The sequence below is a fragment of the Prosthecobacter vanneervenii genome, from assembly GCF_014203095.1.
GTDB classification, from domain to species: domain Bacteria; phylum Verrucomicrobiota; class Verrucomicrobiia; order Verrucomicrobiales; family Verrucomicrobiaceae; genus Prosthecobacter; species Prosthecobacter vanneervenii.
The window spans coordinates 810,466-827,959 of sequence record NZ_JACHIG010000001.1 but is presented as its reverse complement, the minus strand read 5'-3'; the positions used below and the strand labels follow the sequence as shown (position 1 = coordinate 827,959).

The window sequence follows — 17,494 nt, the reverse complement described above, 5'->3', positions numbered from 1 at the left end:
GTTCTGGAGGAGAGGGATCGTCCCGATCCCTCACGCTCTCCCATGGCCCATCGCTCTCGATCATCCACAAACACGCTTCCAATGGTGGATCAAGATGATCCCCCTCCGTCGCCAGCCTAGCTCCGGCCCCTCCCTCACTTCACCCCTAGCTTCCCGATCTCCTTCGCCCCCAGCGCCCGGTCAAACACCGCGATCTCATCCAGCCGCCCCTCCCAGCTCGACTCATTGTCACAGCGTCCGCCAAAGAAGAAATCCGCAGGCCGCATTGCGCCACCCGCGCTGCTCTCAGCCTCCAGCTCCAGCGCGCCATTCAGATACACACGCACCTTGTTTCCTTCCCGCACCAGCACCAAATGCTGCCACTGCCAGCGCGGCAGCTCCGTCTTTCCTGCCACGGCCGCCTTGTCATCCGCACCGCTGAAGAAGATCAGCCTGCCCGTGTTGCCGCTCTTGCCACCCACGCCCAGGTGATCTCCCAGCAGATTCAGCGCGTGATCATGCCCGCGTGAAAACAACCAGCCGCTGGTATCGCGTGCCTCATTCGGCATCCCGTTCCAGCACCAGAAGGAAACACTGTACTGATCCCCCAGCTCTGCAAACCGTGAGCGGATGCGTGCCCCCACCAGATGCGGTGCGCGGTTCACCTCGCCTCCGGCGCAAAAGGCCGCCGCATGCGGACCGTCCAGATAGTAGGCCACATCCCGCTCATACGTGGCATCATGCCCATGCGTGCTCGCATCCGCCGCCACGGGCCCCGCAAACTCATTCAGCCGCCAGTACGCCGCAGGCTTCAGCGCCAGCACCGCCTTCGTTGCAGCGCCCTCGCTCAGCTTCCACTCACGGCGCGGCTTGCCGCTCACACGCTCCAGCGCCGCGATCGCCGCCGCACCGATCTTCGGCTCCGCATTCACCTCCAGTCCCGCAGACCTCGCCGCCCACGTGTTGTAGCCGCCCCATGCATGCATCTCCGGCGGCGGGATGTAGCCGTCGCCACCATTCGCCAGCTCGATCACCATCGTGTCCTTCAGCGGGCTCGCTGCCTTGATCTTCAGCCCCGTGATCGCGTAGGTCTCATTCGGCGTCGTCGCCACCCCGATCTCCCCGATCCGCAGCGCCTGCACCACGATCTCCGTCTGCTGCCTCTCATTCAAAAGAATCTGCTCCCGCGCATACACCTCCGTCGGCGTCTTCGCCAGCCGGTCCCCCATCTCCGCCACCACACGCTGCGCCCACTCCAGCCGCTGCTTGTCCGGCGTGCGATACTTCAGCGTCATCCGCGTCTCGGCCATCGCCACCGTCTCCGGTACGCTGTACTTGATCTGCGCATAAGCCTTCTGCGCGATGTCCAGCAGCCCGCTCGTGTATTCATCAATGGTCGGCTTCGGCCGGTCCTTCTCCGGCACCTTGTAGTCCACCCGGTAGATGTCTCCGCTGCACCCGTGCGACATGATCCCCACCATCTTCCCCTCAGGATCAATCCGCTTCGCCAGCCCGTCGGAGAAGAGCCCAAAGTAGTCCGCGCTGATGTCCTTGTCCCCAAAGTAGTGCATCGAGAAATTCGCCAGCACCGCCAGCGGCTTGCCCTCCTTCGTCTGGATCGATATCAGCGTCAGGTCCGGGTCCTCCGGTCCGGACTCGCCGGTCACGTCATCCCAGTTCCGGCCGGCATGCATGTTGGCCCGCACCGACTTGTTGCCAAAGGGGTCCTCCGCCAGCCGGTCCGGGCGGCGAATCCACTGCCGCAGCGCGGTGAACTCCGCCGCGTCCGCTTTGCCAAATCCGACACAAGATGGCACCATTTTTGACTGTGCCGTGGCGATCGCCTCCACCAGCTTTTCTTTCAAAAAGGGCGTGTAGCTCGGGTCCGCATCCGTGCCCAGGCAGCCCATCGAGGCCGGTGCCGAGTGCGCGTGCGTGGCGGAGATCAGCATGTGATCCGCTGGGATGCCCGTCTTTGCCGCAGCCATCTTCTTGGCGTCATCCAGCACCTCGCGGCTCATCATGCAGCTGTCTGCCACCACGATGGCGATCTGCTCCTTTCCATCCGCCACCACAATCGCACGCGCATTCACCCGCGTGTTGATCTTGTCCACATAGCGGCTCAACATGCCGCCATTTACCAGCACCGGCAGCTTTGGCGGGGTGATGTCGATGATCGCCGCCCCCGCCTTGAATTCAGCATGGAGGGAGGTCGTGAACGACAGTGCAAGCAGTGGAAGAAAGATGCGCATCATGAGATGAGGAGATACGACGTGGGAGGCGGTGCTTATTATGCCCACTTCGCCTCCTTTTGTGACCTCCCGCCTCCGCGCACCTCACTTGGTCATCTTCAGATACGCTGCCGCGTAGCGTTTGCCCAGTTCGCGGTACGCTGCGGAATCAAAGTGCACCTTGTCACCTTTGTGGTTCAGCCCCTCGGCAGTCACAAAGGCCATGTGCGGCACCTCCTTGGCCAGCTCGCGCGTCGCCTTGTCCACCAGTCCCTTTTCCGGATTCCACGGCACGCCATCAAACATCCCCATCTGCCCGGCGATGAAGGGAACGTCCGGAGCTTTCACCAGCGTGCGCAGGCGCTGCACCAGATCCTCCAGCTTGGGCCTGTAGTTCTCCGCCAGCCCCGTGCTGCTGTCGCTTTCTCCCTGATGCCACAGGATGCCCTTGAGCGTGCCCGCAGGCAGCGCCGTCTCCACCCGCTTCACCATGTCATCCCACGGGTGGCTCTTCGTCGCGGGGTAGTACACCCCCGGCTTCCACGTGTCGATGGGTGACCCGCCCACCGCGCAGGGGATCAGGCCGATCTTCACGCCCGGGTTCGCCTTGGCGATGATCTGCCCAAAGGTCTTGCCCAGGCCCACACCCGCCGCCGGCTTGTCAAAGTGCATCGGGTCCATCGCAGGCACCCACTTGCCCTCCTTGCTCAGCATCAGCACGTTAAGGTTCACCACCTTGTCCTGCTCCTCCACCACGCCACGGCCTGCCATGTTGGACTGGCCCACCAGCAGGAAGAGGAAAAACTTGTCCTTCGCTGGCAGCGCAGCGTCCTGCGCCACAGCGCCGGTGGTGATGATGACAGAGAGCAGATGAAGGAGAAAAGTGCGGCGCATGGTGGTAGGTTGAGTCGTCAGCTTACTCAGGTACTCCGCTCGGCACCTGAAAATATCCGCCCCCGTGCGCTTCCTGCCGTGGCAGGGCAGGGGAGCGCCCGCCAGCAAACTCCCCCGCCAGCCGCTTCTCCCTCCTTGCCACACGCCCCCATCTTGCTAGGCTCCGCGCTCCTTTTTCCGAATCATGAGCGCCCCAGACACTGCCAAGAACTACAAGAACACCGTCCTCCTGCCGAAGACCGACTTTCCCATGAAGGCGGACCTCGTCGCCCGGGAGCCCCAGCGTCTGGCCCAGTGGCAGGAAGGAAAGCTCTATGAGCGCATCCAGGCGCAGACCAAGGGCCGCCCCACCTTCATCCTGCACGACGGCCCCCCCTTTGCGAATGGCGACGTGCACATGGGCACCGCGCTGAATAAGATCCTCAAGGACCTCATCGTGAAGTCCAAGACCATGGCCGGGTTCCACACACCCTTCGTCCCCGGCTGGGACTGCCACGGCCTGCCCATCGAGTTCAAGGTGGTGAAATCCGCCGCCGGTCTCACCCCCGTGGAGGTGCGCCAGCGCTCCGAGGCCGAGGCCCGCAAGTACATCGACATCCAGCGCAACAGCTTCAAGCGCCTCGGCGTCTTCGGCGACTGGGAAAACCCCTACCTCACGCTGAATCCTGAGTATGAATCCGGCATCCTGCGCACCTTTGGCAAAGCCGTGGAGCAGAAGCTGGTCTATCGCATGAAGCGCCCCGTGCTCTGGAGCTACGGCGCACAAACCGCCCTGGCCGAGGCCGAGGTGGAGTACAAGGAAAAGACCTCCCCGGCGGTGTATGTGAAGTTTGCCCTCGTCAATCCGCCCCCTGGCTGCGATGGCGCATCCCTCGTCATCTGGACCACCACGCCCTGGACGCTCCCGGCCAACCTCGCCATCGCGCTGCATCCCACCTTTGACTACGTCAGCGGCACCTTCACGCATGAGAGCGGCCGTGTGGAAAAACTCGTCATCGCCAAGTCCCGTGTGGAAGCCTTTGGCACCGCCACCGGCTTCAAGCTGAACACCGAGCACGCCAACGAGGAACTCAAAGGCACCGCCCTCAATGGCTGCGAAGCGCAGCATCCTTTCCTCCCGCGCACGTCCAAGGTCATCAACACCCTCTTCGTCACCGACGACACCGGTACCGGCGCGGTGCACATCGCCCCCGGCCATGGTGCGGACGACTATCAGGCGGGCCGCGAGCACGGTCTGGAAATCCTCTCCCCCGTGGATGCGGATGGCAAATACACCGCCGAGTGCGGCCTGCCCGACTTTGTGGGCAAGCACGTCTTCCAGAGCAATGAGGGCATCATCGCCCTTCTGGAGGAAAAAGGCGCCATCCTTGGGAATGAGAAATACGTGCATCAGTACCCGCACTGCTGGCGCTCCAAGACCCCCATCATCTTCCGCGCGGTGGAGCAGTTCTTCATCAAGATCGACGACATCCGCGCCAAGGCACTGTACGAGATCGACAAAGTCCAGTGGCTGCCCGCCTGGGGCCGCAACCGCATCTACGGCACGGTGGAGAGCCGCCCGGACTGGTGCATCAGCCGCCAGCGCACCTGGGGCGTGCCGCTTCCCGTCTTCTACTCCGCCACTGGCGAGATCATCATGGACCCCGAGGTCATCTCCAAGGTGGCCGTCGTCATCGCACTGCATGGCAGCAATCTCTGGTTTGAGAAAGACGACGCATGGTGGGCTGAGGAAGTCGGCCTGCCTGCCGGCACCAAGCGCGGCAACGACACGCTCGACGTCTGGATCGACTCCGGCTGCTCCCACGTCTCCGTGCTGGACCAGCACCCCGAGCTCCACGCCCCGGCAGACCTCTACATCGAGGCCACCGACCAGCATCGCGGCTGGTTCCAGAGCAGCCTCATGATGAGCGTCATCGCCCGTGGTCATGCGCCGTACAAGGCGGTGATCACCCACGGCTTCGTGGTGGACACCAGCGGCAAGAAGATCAGCAAGAGCGACCAGGGCAACGCTGGCAAAAACGCCAAGCCCATGACCGCCGACCACTACTACAACACCTACGGCGCCGACATGGTGCGCCTCTGGGTGGCCAGTGTGGACTACCAAAACGAAGTCCCGTTCTCCGAAGACCTCTTCAAGCAGAACAGCGAAAACTACCGCCGCATCCGCAACACCCTGCGCGTGCTGCTGGGCAACCTCAGCGGCGAAAACACCGCCGCCTCATCCGCTGCGCCCGCCTACACCCTCGTGGACCGCTGGATCCTCGAGCGCCTGCACGTCGTCACCAAGGAGTGCGTGGACGCCTACGCGCACTACGACTTCCGCAAGGTCTTCAGCGTCATCAACAGCTTCATCACCGGAGACCTCAGCTCCCTCTACATCGACATCACCAAGGACCGCATGTACTGCGACGCCGCCGCCAGCCCGCGCCGCATCGCCACGCAGGCCGCCATCCGCGAGATCACCGAGACCCTTTGCCGCCTCCTGGCCCCCATCCTGGCCTTCACCGCAGACGAGGCCTGGGAGCACCTCGGCCACAAGGACAGCGTGCACCTGCAGTCCTTCCCGCAGCCCAATCCCGCCTTCCCCGGCAGCGATGCCACCCTGGCGGTGAACGAGCTGCTCAAGGTCCGTGGCGTCATCCAGCAGGCCATTGAAAAAGCCCGTCAGGAAAAGAAGATCGGCTCCAATCTCGAAGCCACCGTGGCCCTCACGCTCCCCGCCGAAGGCTTCGACCACCCTGTCTTCTCCGATCCCGCCACCCTCCACGAATTCCTCATCCTCAGCGACCTCCAGATCACCCGCCGCACCCAGCCATCCATTCCGTCAGACTCTTCACAGTCCTCTGACCTGCAACTGGTGAGCGAAATCATCACCGAACCCACCGCCATCGTCCAGGAGTCCCCACACCACAAATGCGAACGCTGCTGGAAACACCTCCCGGATGTGGGCACCCACGCCGAACACCCGACGCTCTGCGGCCGGTGTGTGGAGGCGGTGGGGTGAAGTTTTGGTTGTTTCATGGATCTATCAACTCCAGTCGTCGATATTGCATTAATTGAGGCTTATTCTCCTCAAGAGGGAGCTTTGCTACGGCAAACTCGACTTCCGGAGTTTTGTGACATAGCGATTAGTCACTATATCCCAGCCAAGTTCTTTTTGACGTTGTTGCAAACGAATCAAATTCGATTGGGAAGGCTGGATGCTCAAAAGAACGATCCGAAAGATGGATGCCTTCCAGATTCCAACATGTTGCCGGCAAAAGGTTTGAACGAGCAGTTCTACGACTCGTTTCCAGCAAAGCGCGATGCGCTTATGTTGGACGAACAACAAAAGATCATTCGCCAGTTGTCCTACATCCACTGCTGGTTCAGAGGACATGCAGAATCGATCGGTATGTGGAGAGATTTTGGGTCTAATGGAACAGGGATATGTATTCAGTCGTCGACGACATTGCTAAAAAACTCTGTTTCTGCTGGATGGCCTCAAGATTTAATCTTCCAAATGCACGAATGCCCCTACACGGAATCATCGGTGCAGTTGCCAGATTTTCTGCCCAGTATAGCCTCCGTCCGAAAAGATGTTGCCTTCAGCGATCAGCAAGAGGTCAGGGTATTGGCCGTGATTGATGTGACCAAGGGGGCTGCTCCATTACCAGGGCCCGACTGCAGGCTGGTTCCGGTTAATTTGCATATCTTGTTAAAGAGAATAATAATCGGTCCGGCAGTGAAATCTCAAGATGAGCACGAAGTTCGTGAAGCCTTGCTTGCAGCCGGCATAAAAGCTGAGGTGTTGAAATCAATCGTTTCTTTCCAGTGACTGGGGGGACGGGCTCAGGCAACAAAAATTGACAAATACCGCTGGGGCCATCAAGGCACTACACAATCAAACCTGCCAAGAACCGCGAAATCGCGTGCATTCGTCGTGAGAATCGATTGAACACCCGCTTCGCGGAAAGTCGAAGCAAGCAAGGTGTCGAGAATGCGTTTTCGACCCAGACGATGCTGACGCATCCAGGCGAAGAAGGTACGCACTGAAAAAGCATCGGAACCGAGTTGATCCACTTCAGGAGATTCCCACCAGATTTCTGCCCGTTCCAAGGCCTGCTCCATGGTCAGTGGCTGGGTAAAACGTTTCGGATCAGTCACCACATGTACGAACTCAGCCAGCACCTGCGGCACGAGCGCAAAGCGATCTCCCGAGTTTCGAAAGCCTTCAAACTTCAACCGCGCTGCTTGGTGGTCGGGATGATCCGCCACCTCAGCGGCCACAAGAAAGCCGGTGTCAATCCCGTGTGTCATCGAGCATCTCCTCCAGCAGATCGTCTTCAGCTGTCAGCGGCTTGAGAACTTTCCCAAGGTGCAGCGGGCCCAGATCAAAGGCGCTGGGCCGTCTGGGCTGCTCCTTGCGCAGACGCAGGGAGTGGACCATGCGCTCCAAATGAGAAAGCTCCGCAGGGTCGAGATGCGGGATCGCCATTTCAATCTCTGTCAGAGTGCTCATGGCACAAAATGATGCCTTTCGCGAATGACGGCAAGCATTCCTTCTGGAAACCCTGCTCGAACGCTTCTTTGCAAGGAGCAGTGAAAACATACGCCAACGAAAACATTCGCTCTGAAAGCAGATTGAGTCAGCCCTTTGCCTACCCATTCAGCCCCGTCCATTCCCGCTCATTCTACTCGACCACCGGGCATTCGCTCTCCAATATCGCGGCCCTGATATGCCTACTGTTACCCGCGACATCTATCTCGGCACCGACTCCGGAGCCACCACTTCCAAGACCGGCGGCGTGTTCGCCAATGGCGAGCCCGTCTCCACGCAGCTCCGCCAGAGCTCGACCAATTCCCAGGCTGGCACTGCCGCAGTGGTGGCGGGCTGGATCGAGGGTGCGGAAGGTTTCCTGAAGGACAACGGCCTCTCCTGGGATCGCGTGGCCGCTGCGGGGCTGGCGCTGCCGGGGCCCTACCAGCGCTACGGTGTGCTGGAGAAATCCTCCAATCTGCCTGACAGCTTCATCGGCTGGAATTTCCACGCCGACTACTCCGCCGCCATCGCCAAGGCCGCTGGCCGCGAGATCCCGCTCTATGTGGGCAATGACGGCGACTTTGGCGGTGTGGGCGAAGCCGCCCGTGTGCGTGGCGACTCCAAGGCCACCGTGCTCCTCCTGGCCCCCGGCTCCGGCCTGGGCGCTGCGTATGTGGATGCCAATGGCCTGCCGCTGAGCGGCGACCACCTCGCAGGCATGGAGGGCGGTCACATGCCCATCCCGCGCCACCTGCTGGGCCACGGCCTGGATGAGGTGCCCGCCTTCCGCTGCGGCTGCGGCCGCGACTGGGGCTGCATCGAGGCCTACACCACCATCTCCGGCCTTGCGCAGTTCCTGGAGTACTTCCTGCCCAAGTATCCCGATCACGAACTCGCCAAGAGCGACGAGACGCTGCGCAGCAAAGGCTTTTCCCTGCGCGGACGTGCGCAGAAGGGTGACGAACTGGCATTGAAGATCTTTGACATCCAGGCCCGCGCGCTCGGCATCCACGTGGCCAATCTCTCCATGGCGCTTGATCCCGGCATCGTCGTGATCGGCGGTGGTCTGGTGGATCCGGACAGCACCACGCCTGAATTCCGCGAGCGTTATCTTGGCGGCATCCGCGCTGCTGCGCAGCCCTACCTCTTCCCGAAACAGCGCGCCGAGCTCCAGATCGTGCCCGCCACGCTGGGAGAGCTCTCCCAGTCCATCGGAGCCGCGCTCGTGGCGTTGTTCTCCTCCAAGGTCTGAAGCACGCATGGCCACGGAGATTGAGCGGAAGTTCCTCCTCAAGCCCGGCCTGTGGCAGCCCGCAGGTCCGGGCCGCCGCATGGCCCAGGGCTACCTCTCCCGCGATCCCGACCGCACCGTCCGCGTGCGGGTGGTGGGTGAGAGTGCATTCATGACCGTGAAAAGCCGCCGCACTGGCATCTCACGCACAGAGATCGAATTTCCCATCGCTCTGGAGCATGCGCAGGATCTGCTGCTGCTGTGCCACCAGCCGCTGATCGACAAAACACGGCATGAAGTGCTGCATGATGGCATGCTGTGGGAGGTGGACGTCTTTCACGGAGCGAATGACGGGCTCATCGTGGCGGAGATCGAGCTGCCCTCCGAAGACACAGAATTCACGCTGCCAGAATGGATTGGCGAAGAAGTCAGCCACGACATGCGCTACACGAACTCCAATCTCTGCGCCGTGCCGTTCAGCGAGTGGTAAGGGAGTTCAATCCTTGGCAATCCAGTTGCGGCGCAACTGGGCAACTTCAAAAGCTCTCCAGTTGCGTCTTCGCCAGCAGGCCTTCGCGCCATGCGGTGGGGATTGCTTCGATGCCATGGGCGGCGCCGAGGAGCATGCCCAGAGCGAGTGCGCGGGCGCAGTTGTCGCCGCCGGCCATGGCGTTTTCGATCACCGCCTGCTCGAAGTCATTGCCGTGATGACGCACGAGCCACAGCACGGCAGGAAGAGCCTGCGGGATGGGGCAGGCACGGCCGAGCTGGCCGATGGCATCTCCACCCGTGGCTGAGTCCGCAGCTTTCAGCGCCCATGCGGGAGCTGTTTCAGAAATGACGCCCTGCAGTTCGCCACCATGCAGCAGGCGATGCGTGGCACGGGCGAGAAACTCAGCGCACTCAATCGTCTCAGGCGAGCGGTGGGTGATGACCGTCTGCTCGATGGCCGCCGCAACGGCTTCGGACTCCGGCTTGTCAGCGAGAAAGGCCATCAGGGGGGCGAGGCGTGCTGGGCCTGCGAGTTCATCGGAGGCTGCACCACTTGTGGCAGCGGTGGCTCCGGCCTGGAGATTGGCCAGCGTGGCTTTGGTGGCCTTGTCCACGTAGTCGTTGTAGCTCGGCCACATGGCCTGCCAGTCGGCGAGGAAGGCGGTGGCATCCCAACGGTGCTCACGCTGCAAGAATGTCAGCAGCCGCAGCGCCTGATCTCCCGCATGGCCCTGCTCACCTGCCTGCTTGTGCGGATGGTAGGAGCTGGCACCTGGAGCCAGGTAGCCCGTCACCCGGCCATGCCGTTGCACGATGGTGTTCGGGTCATAGATCCAGTGCACACCCAGGGAGATGGATTCAGCGATGAAGCTGCCTTGCAGCATGCCGGCGAGGCGGGAGGAAAAGTCAGAAGTCATGGGATGTCATTAGGGCTCGTTGCCTGAGCTGGCAAGAAAGGCGTGTCAGTCGCATTTGAGCTGTTTTCTTGAGTGGAAAGCTGGTGTGAGGCTAAACAGGTTCAGATGCGAGATTCAATAACGCCGCTCGGCTGGCTTTGGACTTGGCATCTCGATCCAAGTGAAGGGGGGGGGCGTTTTAAGCAAAACAATCAAATCTATTTGCAGAAAAGTTTGACTGTAAAAAGTGAATCTTTTATTCATGATAATTCTGCTTATGAAACTAAAATCCTTCATGAAACCATGGTCTTCTGTCTTGAGTGTTGTATTGATGAGTTCGCCCTTCGTGAAGGGACAAGCAGAGCAGGCTGCACCCTTCATGCCCGCGACTTCCGTCAAGCGCCTCTCCCAGGGCTGGTCGCAGTGGCAGAGTGATTGGTTTCATAGCACCACCCAGGGCTCCAAGTTCATGCCGTATGTATTTTTTGTCGCACTCGAGCAGGCGGACAGCCAGAAGCCTTTCAACAGTGCGGAGAACCTGGAAAGATTTCGCTGCATCCCTCGTCCGGCCACGAAGGCCAACCCCGACCATCTGCCCATTGGGTTTGTCGCCGACCCCAGCCCCTCGCTGCCGAGCACACCGTTCAAAGACACACGCTCCATAGGCTTCACCTGCGCCGCCTGCCACACGGCTCAGATCAATTACAAAGGCACCAGCCTGCTGATCGATGGAGGTCCGACTCTCGCAGACATGTCCGCTCTGATCGTTGCTATCAAGGACGCAGTCGTGGCCACCACATCCGATCCTAAAAAATTAGACCGCTTTGCGAAAAAAGTACTGGGCGATGAATACAGCCCGGCCAAGCGCGACATGGTAGAGAAAGAATTGAAACGGACAGCGGCATCTCAGGCAAGCTATCTCAGAATGAACAGGTCCCCTGTGCCCTACGGTTTTGCGCGGATGGATGCCTTTGGCCGCATCTTCAACAACGCCCTCGTGGCCGTCGGTTCCAAAGACCGTGTCGTGCCAGATGCTCCTGTGAGCTACCCTTTTCTGTGGGACACAGTGAGGTCCGACTGTGTGCAGTGGACAGGCAATGCTCCCAACGGCCTCATCGGCTCGCTCGGACGCAATGTCGGCGAGGTGGTCGGTGTATTTGGAGAGATTGACTCCAAGGTGAAGCCGCTTCCGCATGGTTATGCCTCCAGTGTGAACTTCAAAAACTTGATCCAGATAGAAAAATCTCTTCATGGCCTGAAGCATCCGGCATGGCCTGAAGACGTGCTGGGCAGGCTCGACCCTCATAAGGTCAAGGCAGGTGCGGCCCTTTTCAAACAACTCCGCTGCGACCACTGCCATCCTAGGATCAACCCGTTTTCCTGGCTGCCTTTTGTCAGAACCTTCACATCTCATCTGACGAACCTGGAAGATACCAGCGATGAGGAAGGCGTGCATACCGATGCTACGGCAGCCGCCCTCATCCGCGACAGCGTCGCTGACTCTGGCCGTCTGAGTGGTCAGCCCAAGATCATCGATATCTTTTCGAAATACGGCAAAATTGAGCCTGTGAAGGCCATCGTTGACGACACCGTTGTGCGCACGCTCATCGGCAAGCTTGAAAATAAAAAGCTCCCGGTGAGCAACGGCAAGGTGCTGATGTCTGGAAACGGCCTGAACCAAGTCGGGAACCTCAATGACCTGATGCCAATGAGCGCGGAGCTGAAAGCTGCTCAGAAGGCCAGGCAGACCATCCCGCTCGTTTATCGTGCCCGGCCTCTGGATGGCATCTGGGCCACCGGTCCGTTTCTTCATAATGGCTCCGTTCCCACCTTGTATGATCTGCTTCTTCCGGAAGCCAGGCGCCCAAAGACCTTCGCCGTGGGTAATCGCGAATTCGACCCGGTCAAAGTCGGTGCCGTCACGACTCCCAACTCGGAAACTCAGACCTTCGACACCCGTCTGAAGGGCAACTCAAACAAAGGTCATGATTACGGCACCAGCAGGCTCACCGAAAGTCAGCGCCTGGAGCTGCTGGAGTACCTGAAAAGTCTCTGACATTCCCTTTTCTGTCATGCGCACCTCAGCGCGAGCCGGTGGCTAGTCGCCCGACTTTGGCCTTCATCCAGCCGAGCAGGCTTGTGTCCGGCTCGGCGAGGTAGGGAAAGGTGTCTGACACTGCGCGGCAGGGGGCGTTCACACCGTCTCCGATGGGGCTGCCGTGGTTGCGGTTGATCATGTAGGTGTAGAGCTGGTCCATGAAGTCATCTGTCAAAGTCCTGCCGCCGGCTGCAGTGGATCGTATGCCGTTGAGAACATCGGTCTCGATGCTGAAGTAGCCGCGGCGTTGGGCTGAAGACGAAGGTTTGGAAGCATTAATCAGCAGGTAGTCATCCATCATCAGTCTGGCATACGTCGCTCTTTGCTCGTCGCTCCAGTCCGCCTTGCCATCGCTCATGTCGTAAAATGCAAAGTTGCGGATCATTCGCTCACGATAGGCAGCCACGATTTTCCCTCTGGGCGGAAAGGGGCTTTCGCGGTTGTAGGCGTCTCGCAACTCAGGCTCCCCTTTGTGTCCATGCAGAATGATATTTGTCACCTCAGGGCGGCCTATGCGGTCCATCTGGCGTCTTTGCCCTGAAGTTTCATCCACGCTCACACAACGTGCCGCCAGCGCCAGAAGGCCTGCCTTTTTACCAAAAAGAGCGTTCAAATCCAGCTCCACCACCAGGCTCAGCACATTCATACGGCTGATCGTGTTGGACTTCACAGGCGGGCTGATTTTGCCTGCATCGAGCAGGCTTCCAGCCCAGGATGCGTTGAAGAAAAAAGGGTCTGAACGGTGGCCATGAAAAAAGAGCAGGCCGCTTGAGTCCGGCCGGGTGTCGATGACATCAAGCGCCACCGTTCGTTTCATGCCGTTGCCCGCATCGCAGGTCGCCGTGTGGCTCGCATGCTCATGCGGAGTAAAAAAGCGGCAGGTGATGGTTTTTTCACCAGCTTTGTTGATTCGCACCTTGAGCTTGTTCGCGCCATCAGGCACCATCTCAGCCTCTCGCAGGATGAACGAGTACTCCACCTTTGATGAGAAATGGCTTTCCCGCCATGCCAGGGGGTAGAGGTTCAAAACCAGCGTCCACTTCCCGGGACTCGATGGACTCGGGAAGGCGTAAAAATCTGTCAGATCGCTGACTCCATGCTTCGTCGTGACAGGTCCGTCGATGTGATCACTGGCCAACAGCGCCGTAGCGGTGATGCACCCGAGCATAGATAAAAAAGCCTGTTTCATGAGGTTCTCAGGATTCATAGGACAAAACGAAGGCCATGAACAGCAGCAAACACACCGGCTAGCAGCCTGGCAGTCACAGCGCCTCTGCCAATGCGTCATTGAGCGAAAAACCCTCGTGAAAAACTCCGCGCCACACGCTAGAGCATCGCTGCATGGCGGCGCGTCTCTTTTCCCTCAGTCCGGCAGTTGCCGCTTCCACGCCTGGCCAGGCGCATCATTCCACCTAACGCTCATCTCCTCAGTGCAATCCCCATGACTCTCCGCGAACCCGAAACCATCGAACTCTCCACTCCCACCGGCCCAATGCGCGCGCAGGTGCTGCGCCCCGCAGGTGAGGGGCGCTTTCCAGGCCTGCTGTTTCATTCAGAAATCTTCCAAAACACCGGCCCCATCTGCCGCACCGCCGCCTTCCTGGCCGGGCATGGATTCATCGTGGTGCTGCCGGAGATCTACCACGAATACCTGCCCGCAGGAACCGTGCTGGCCTACGATCAGGCGGGCTCCGATGTGGGGAACAAGCTCAAGATTGAAAAACCTGTGGCCGCTTATGATTCCGACAACCGTGCCGTGCTCGACTACCTCAAGGCGCACCCCGACTGCAACGGGCGGCTGGCCTCCTTTGGCCCCTGCATCGGCGGCCACCTGACCTACCGCGCCGCCCTGCAGCCGGATGTCTCCGCCTCCGTCTGCTTTTACCCCACCGATCTGCACAAACGCAGCCTGGGCGCAGGCATGAACGACGACTCCCTGGCCCGTGCTGCCGACATCAAAGGCGAGATGATGCTCGTCTTTGGCCGTCAGGATCCCCATGTGCCCGCCGAGGGCCGTGCCATGATCTACCAGACCCTCACAGCCGCTGGCGTGAAGTTCACCTGGCATGAATTCAATGCCGCCCACGCCTTCCTCCGCGACGAGGGCCTGCGCTACGACCCCGAGCTGGCCCGTCAGGCGCTGGGCATGACGGTGGACTTCCTCCGCCGCTGCCTGAGTGTGTGAGGTTTAAGCAGGGCAGGGCCCCGGTCCTTTACTCGGACGGGGCTTCGCCACCCGCTGCGATCAGGGATGTACGGCAGAGCTTCGCATACATCCCATCCTGCGAGATCAGCTCGTCGTGCGTACCCTTTTCAATGATGCGTCCGTGCTCCAGCACGTAGATGCAGTCGGCGTTTCGCACGGTGCTCAGGCGGTGGGCGATCACAAAGCTGGTGCGGTTGGCCATCAGGTGCTCCAGTGCTTCCTGGATCTGCCGCTCCGTCTCCGTGTCCACGCTGGCGGTGGCTTCATCCAGCAGCAGGATGGGCGGATTGCGCAGCAGCGCGCGGGCGATGCTGATGCGCTGCTTTTCACCCACGCTCAGCTTCACGCCGCGCTCACCCACATGGGTGTCCAGCAGGTCGGGCAGCCGTTTCACAAAGCCGTCCGCATTCGCGCTCTTCAGCGACTGCCAGAGCTGTTCGTCCGTGGCATCGCGTCGGCCGATCACGAGATTCTCACGCACCGTGCCGTTAAAGAGAAAGCTCTCCTGCGTCACGTAGCCGATGTTCCGCCGCAGCCAGGCCTTGTTCAACTCATGAACGGGCGCGCCGTCGATGGTGATCTCGCCTTCGTCATACTCATAGAATCGCGTCAGCAGATTGATCAGCGTGGATTTCCCCGCGCCCGTGGGCCCCACCAGCGCGATAGTCTGCCCCGGCAGCGCCTCCAGCGAGACACCGTGCACGGTGGGCGTCTTACCCGCGTAGCTAAAGCCCACGCCCGCATACTTCACATGGCCGGAGATGCTCGCCAGTTCGCGCCCGCCTGTGGTGTCGGCTTCGGGTTCCGCATCCAGGATGTCAAAGACACGCTCGCCCGCAGCGCGGCCCGATTGCAAAATCTGGTTCAGCTGGTGCAGGCTCTCGATGGGGTCATAGAAAAACTTCAGCAGCAGGAGGAAAGCCGTCAGGTCGCCCGCCTGAATCTTGCCACTCATCAGCTCCCGTGCGCCCACCCATAACACGATGACCATGCCGATGCTGGTCAGGAAGTGCATGCCCGGGCGGTAGATGGCCCAGATGCGCATCACATGCAGCGTGGCCTTCCGCAGGGCGTCGCTGGCGCGGTTAAAGCGCTCATGCTCCTCGCGCTCCATCGCGTAGGCCTTGATCTGGCGCATGCCGGACACGTTGTCCTGCAGCAGGGAGTTCATGGCGCTGCTGGCCTTGCGCACCTTGCGGTGGCGGTCGCGGGAGGTGCGCGTGTAGGTCAGCGCACCGGCCACGAGAAAGGGCAGGGGAATGAGCGCATACAGCGTCAGCTTTACATCCGCCTGCAGCATGAAGACACCCACCACGATGATCTGCAGCACGGAGATGAGCCCCTGCTCGATGCCGTCGATCAGCACGCGCTCCACGCTGGGGATGTCTTCGGACACCGTGGTCATGATGTCGCCGGAGGGCCGGTTGTCGAACCAGCGCAGCGGCAGCGTCTGCAGCCGCTGGTAGATGTCGCTGCGCAGGTCGTAGATGACCTTCTGCTCAAAGGTGTTGTTGAGCTGGATGCGCAGGGAGTTGAAGAGATGCTGCGCAAAGTAGGCCGCCAGGGCCCACAGCGCCAGAGGGGTGATGCGATCCCACTGCCTGCCCGGCACCACCACGTCCAGCATCTCCCGGGTGATGTGGGGAAAGACGATCACCATCAGCGTGCCGGTGATGGCGCACGCGATCTGGGCAGAGCCCAGCCAGGGGTAACGACGCAGGTAGGAAAAGACGCGGAGGATGGTTTTCAATCGGGAGAGGATGGGAACTTGATGCGGGCTGCTTAGCAGCTATCTAGCATACGACACACAGCAACAGGCATCTCCATGAAATACCATCTGGCACGCGGTGAGGAACGGCTCGGCATCTTCAGTGATCTGGAGGTGAGCGCCGGACTGCGAAGTGGAAAGTTCCTCCCCACCGACCTCTGCTGGACCGAGGGCATGGCCGAGTGGCTGCCGCTCAAAGAGCACCTGCAGGAGCTGAATCTGCCACCTGAGACTGCGGCTCCCCAGCCGCCACCCATCCCCACCATTCGCGTGGAGGTGCGTGTGCGTGAGGAAATGGCCACGCGCGGCCAGAGACTCGTGGCCAGGATCATCGACTGGATCGCCATCATGGTGCCCCTGCTGATCATGTTCTCCGTCGTGATCGATGAGAACTTGGTCAAGGAAGTGCAGGCGCACCCCAATGACCAGAAGATGCTTGTGGAGCAGCTGCAAAAGCGCGTCGAGCAGCTTCAGACCGCCCAGGACCCCACCATTCTGACCACCAGCTGGATTATCCTCCTCCTCATGATGGTAAACTTTGTCATGCTTGGACTGCGTGGGCAGACATTGGGCAAGTTCCTGATCGGCATTCAGATCGTCCGTGCTGCGGACGGCTCACGCGCTGGTTTCCTCAAGGCTGTGGTGCTGCGGGAGGTGGTCTTCTTTGTCATCGGCAGCATCCAGTACATCGGGCCGGTGCTGTCACTCGGCAATGTACTGATGATCTTCCGCGAAGACCGTCGCTGCCTGCACGATCTCGTGGCTGAGACGGTTGTCACCGCCCGCAGGCGTTGATCAGAAGTTCAGGCCTGAGCTGCTCTTCTGGTACTTGTTGATCTCCTGCATGCTCTCCCGTTGTTCAGGCGATAGATTGCGCAGTTTTTCACGGAACCGATGCGTGACTCCTAAAACGAAGCAGGATACATCCGCTACGAGGATGACCATGGCTACAATGATACCATAACGCTTAAGCGTTTCGTCGATCACCTTGTTCTTGTTGACCGAAAAGGTCTCCGATTTGGAAAAAATCGACTGAAAGAGCCTGCGCCAGCCACGGGGTTCTCTCGCGATGCTAAATGCCCAAATGAACAAGGCTGTCAGAATGACGCAGCCAATTTGATGTTGGATGGGAATTGATTGCATGGAGAGGACGACAGTGCCGCAAGGCATTGCTAGT

General features: G+C 60.2%; 15 protein-coding genes. 7 read left to right on the top strand and 8 right to left on the bottom strand.

Annotated elements, in window-relative coordinates; all coding sequences use genetic code 11:
* Positions 1-134: 134 nt before the first annotated feature.
* Complete coding sequence (locus HNQ65_RS03170; RefSeq protein WP_184338017.1) at positions 135-2,234, bottom strand: LamG-like jellyroll fold domain-containing protein; 2,100 nt, start codon at positions 2,232-2,234, stop codon at positions 135-137.
* An 81-nt stretch (positions 2,235-2,315) separates the two neighbouring features.
* Positions 2,316-3,104: a sialate O-acetylesterase gene (locus HNQ65_RS03165; protein WP_184338016.1), complete on the bottom strand. Its 789-nt coding sequence runs from the start codon at positions 3,102-3,104 to the stop codon at positions 2,316-2,318.
* A 184-nt stretch (positions 3,105-3,288) separates the two neighbouring features.
* Here HNQ65_RS03165 and ileS point away from each other — a divergent pair, with 184 nt between their 5' ends.
* Complete coding sequence (ileS, locus tag HNQ65_RS03160) at positions 3,289-6,108, top strand: isoleucine--tRNA ligase (protein WP_184338015.1); 2,820 nt, start codon at positions 3,289-3,291, stop codon at positions 6,106-6,108.
* A 15-nt stretch (positions 6,109-6,123) separates the two neighbouring features.
* The gene (locus HNQ65_RS03155; RefSeq protein WP_184338014.1) at positions 6,124-6,921 is read left to right on the top strand and encodes a DUF2971 domain-containing protein; all 798 of its coding nucleotides are present in this window, start codon (positions 6,124-6,126) and stop codon (positions 6,919-6,921) included.
* 50 nt (positions 6,922-6,971) lie between these two features.
* On the opposite strand, the gene HNQ65_RS03150 is transcribed toward HNQ65_RS03155, so the two are convergent.
* Complete coding sequence (locus HNQ65_RS03150; RefSeq protein WP_184338013.1) at positions 6,972-7,403, bottom strand: PIN domain-containing protein; 432 nt, start codon at positions 7,401-7,403, stop codon at positions 6,972-6,974.
* Entirely contained in the window at positions 7,387-7,605 is a 219-nt protein-coding gene (locus HNQ65_RS03145; protein ID WP_184338012.1) for a hypothetical protein, read from the bottom strand. The genes HNQ65_RS03150 and HNQ65_RS03145 overlap by 17 nt, the downstream gene beginning before the upstream one ends.
* A 217-nt stretch (positions 7,606-7,822) precedes the next feature.
* Here HNQ65_RS03145 and HNQ65_RS03140 point away from each other — a divergent pair, with 217 nt between their 5' ends.
* Together HNQ65_RS03140 and HNQ65_RS03135 are read left to right on the top strand one after the other, a co-directional pair.
* On the top strand, positions 7,823-8,878 hold the full coding sequence (locus HNQ65_RS03140; protein ID WP_184338011.1) for an ROK family protein: 1,056 nt from the start codon (positions 7,823-7,825) through the stop codon (positions 8,876-8,878).
* A gap of 7 nt (positions 8,879-8,885) precedes the next feature.
* Positions 8,886-9,347, top strand: a complete 462-nt coding sequence (locus HNQ65_RS03135) for a CYTH domain-containing protein (protein WP_184338010.1) — start codon at positions 8,886-8,888, stop codon at positions 9,345-9,347.
* 46 nt (positions 9,348-9,393) lie between these two features.
* Here the strand turns inward: HNQ65_RS03135 and HNQ65_RS03130 are convergent, their stop codons facing one another.
* Positions 9,394-10,266 carry an ADP-ribosylglycohydrolase family protein gene (locus HNQ65_RS03130; RefSeq protein WP_184338009.1) on the bottom strand — a complete coding sequence of 291 codons (873 nt, stop codon included), beginning with the start codon at positions 10,264-10,266 and terminating at the stop codon, positions 9,394-9,396.
* 358 nt (positions 10,267-10,624) lie between these two features.
* Between HNQ65_RS03130 and HNQ65_RS03125 the strand changes: the two genes are divergently transcribed.
* The gene (locus tag HNQ65_RS03125) at positions 10,625-12,301 is read left to right on the top strand and encodes a di-heme-cytochrome C peroxidase (protein WP_184338008.1); all 1,677 of its coding nucleotides are present in this window, start codon (positions 10,625-10,627) and stop codon (positions 12,299-12,301) included.
* Positions 12,302-12,326: 25 nt separating this feature from the next.
* Here HNQ65_RS03125 and HNQ65_RS03120 read toward each other — a convergent pair whose 3' ends face one another.
* Positions 12,327-13,532: a DUF4331 family protein gene (locus HNQ65_RS03120; RefSeq protein WP_184338007.1), complete on the bottom strand. Its 1,206-nt coding sequence runs from the start codon at positions 13,530-13,532 to the stop codon at positions 12,327-12,329.
* A gap of 252 nt (positions 13,533-13,784) precedes the next feature.
* Here HNQ65_RS03120 and HNQ65_RS03115 point away from each other — a divergent pair, with 252 nt between their 5' ends.
* Positions 13,785-14,528: a dienelactone hydrolase family protein gene (locus tag HNQ65_RS03115; RefSeq protein ID WP_184338006.1), complete on the top strand. Its 744-nt coding sequence runs from the start codon at positions 13,785-13,787 to the stop codon at positions 14,526-14,528.
* Positions 14,529-14,556: 28 nt separating this feature from the next.
* Here HNQ65_RS03115 and HNQ65_RS03110 read toward each other — a convergent pair whose 3' ends face one another.
* Positions 14,557-16,299: an ABC transporter ATP-binding protein gene (locus HNQ65_RS03110; protein ID WP_184338005.1), complete on the bottom strand. Its 1,743-nt coding sequence runs from the start codon at positions 16,297-16,299 to the stop codon at positions 14,557-14,559.
* Positions 16,300-16,374: 75 nt separating this feature from the next.
* Here HNQ65_RS03110 and HNQ65_RS03105 point away from each other — a divergent pair, with 75 nt between their 5' ends.
* Positions 16,375-17,112 carry an RDD family protein gene (locus HNQ65_RS03105; protein WP_184338004.1) on the top strand — a complete coding sequence of 246 codons (738 nt, stop codon included), beginning with the start codon at positions 16,375-16,377 and terminating at the stop codon, positions 17,110-17,112.
* On the opposite strand, the gene HNQ65_RS03100 is transcribed toward HNQ65_RS03105, so the two are convergent.
* Positions 17,113-17,460, bottom strand: coding sequence for a hypothetical protein (locus tag HNQ65_RS03100; protein WP_184338003.1), 348 nt, complete (start codon positions 17,458-17,460; stop codon positions 17,113-17,115).
* Between the last annotated feature and the right edge of the window lie 34 nt (positions 17,461-17,494).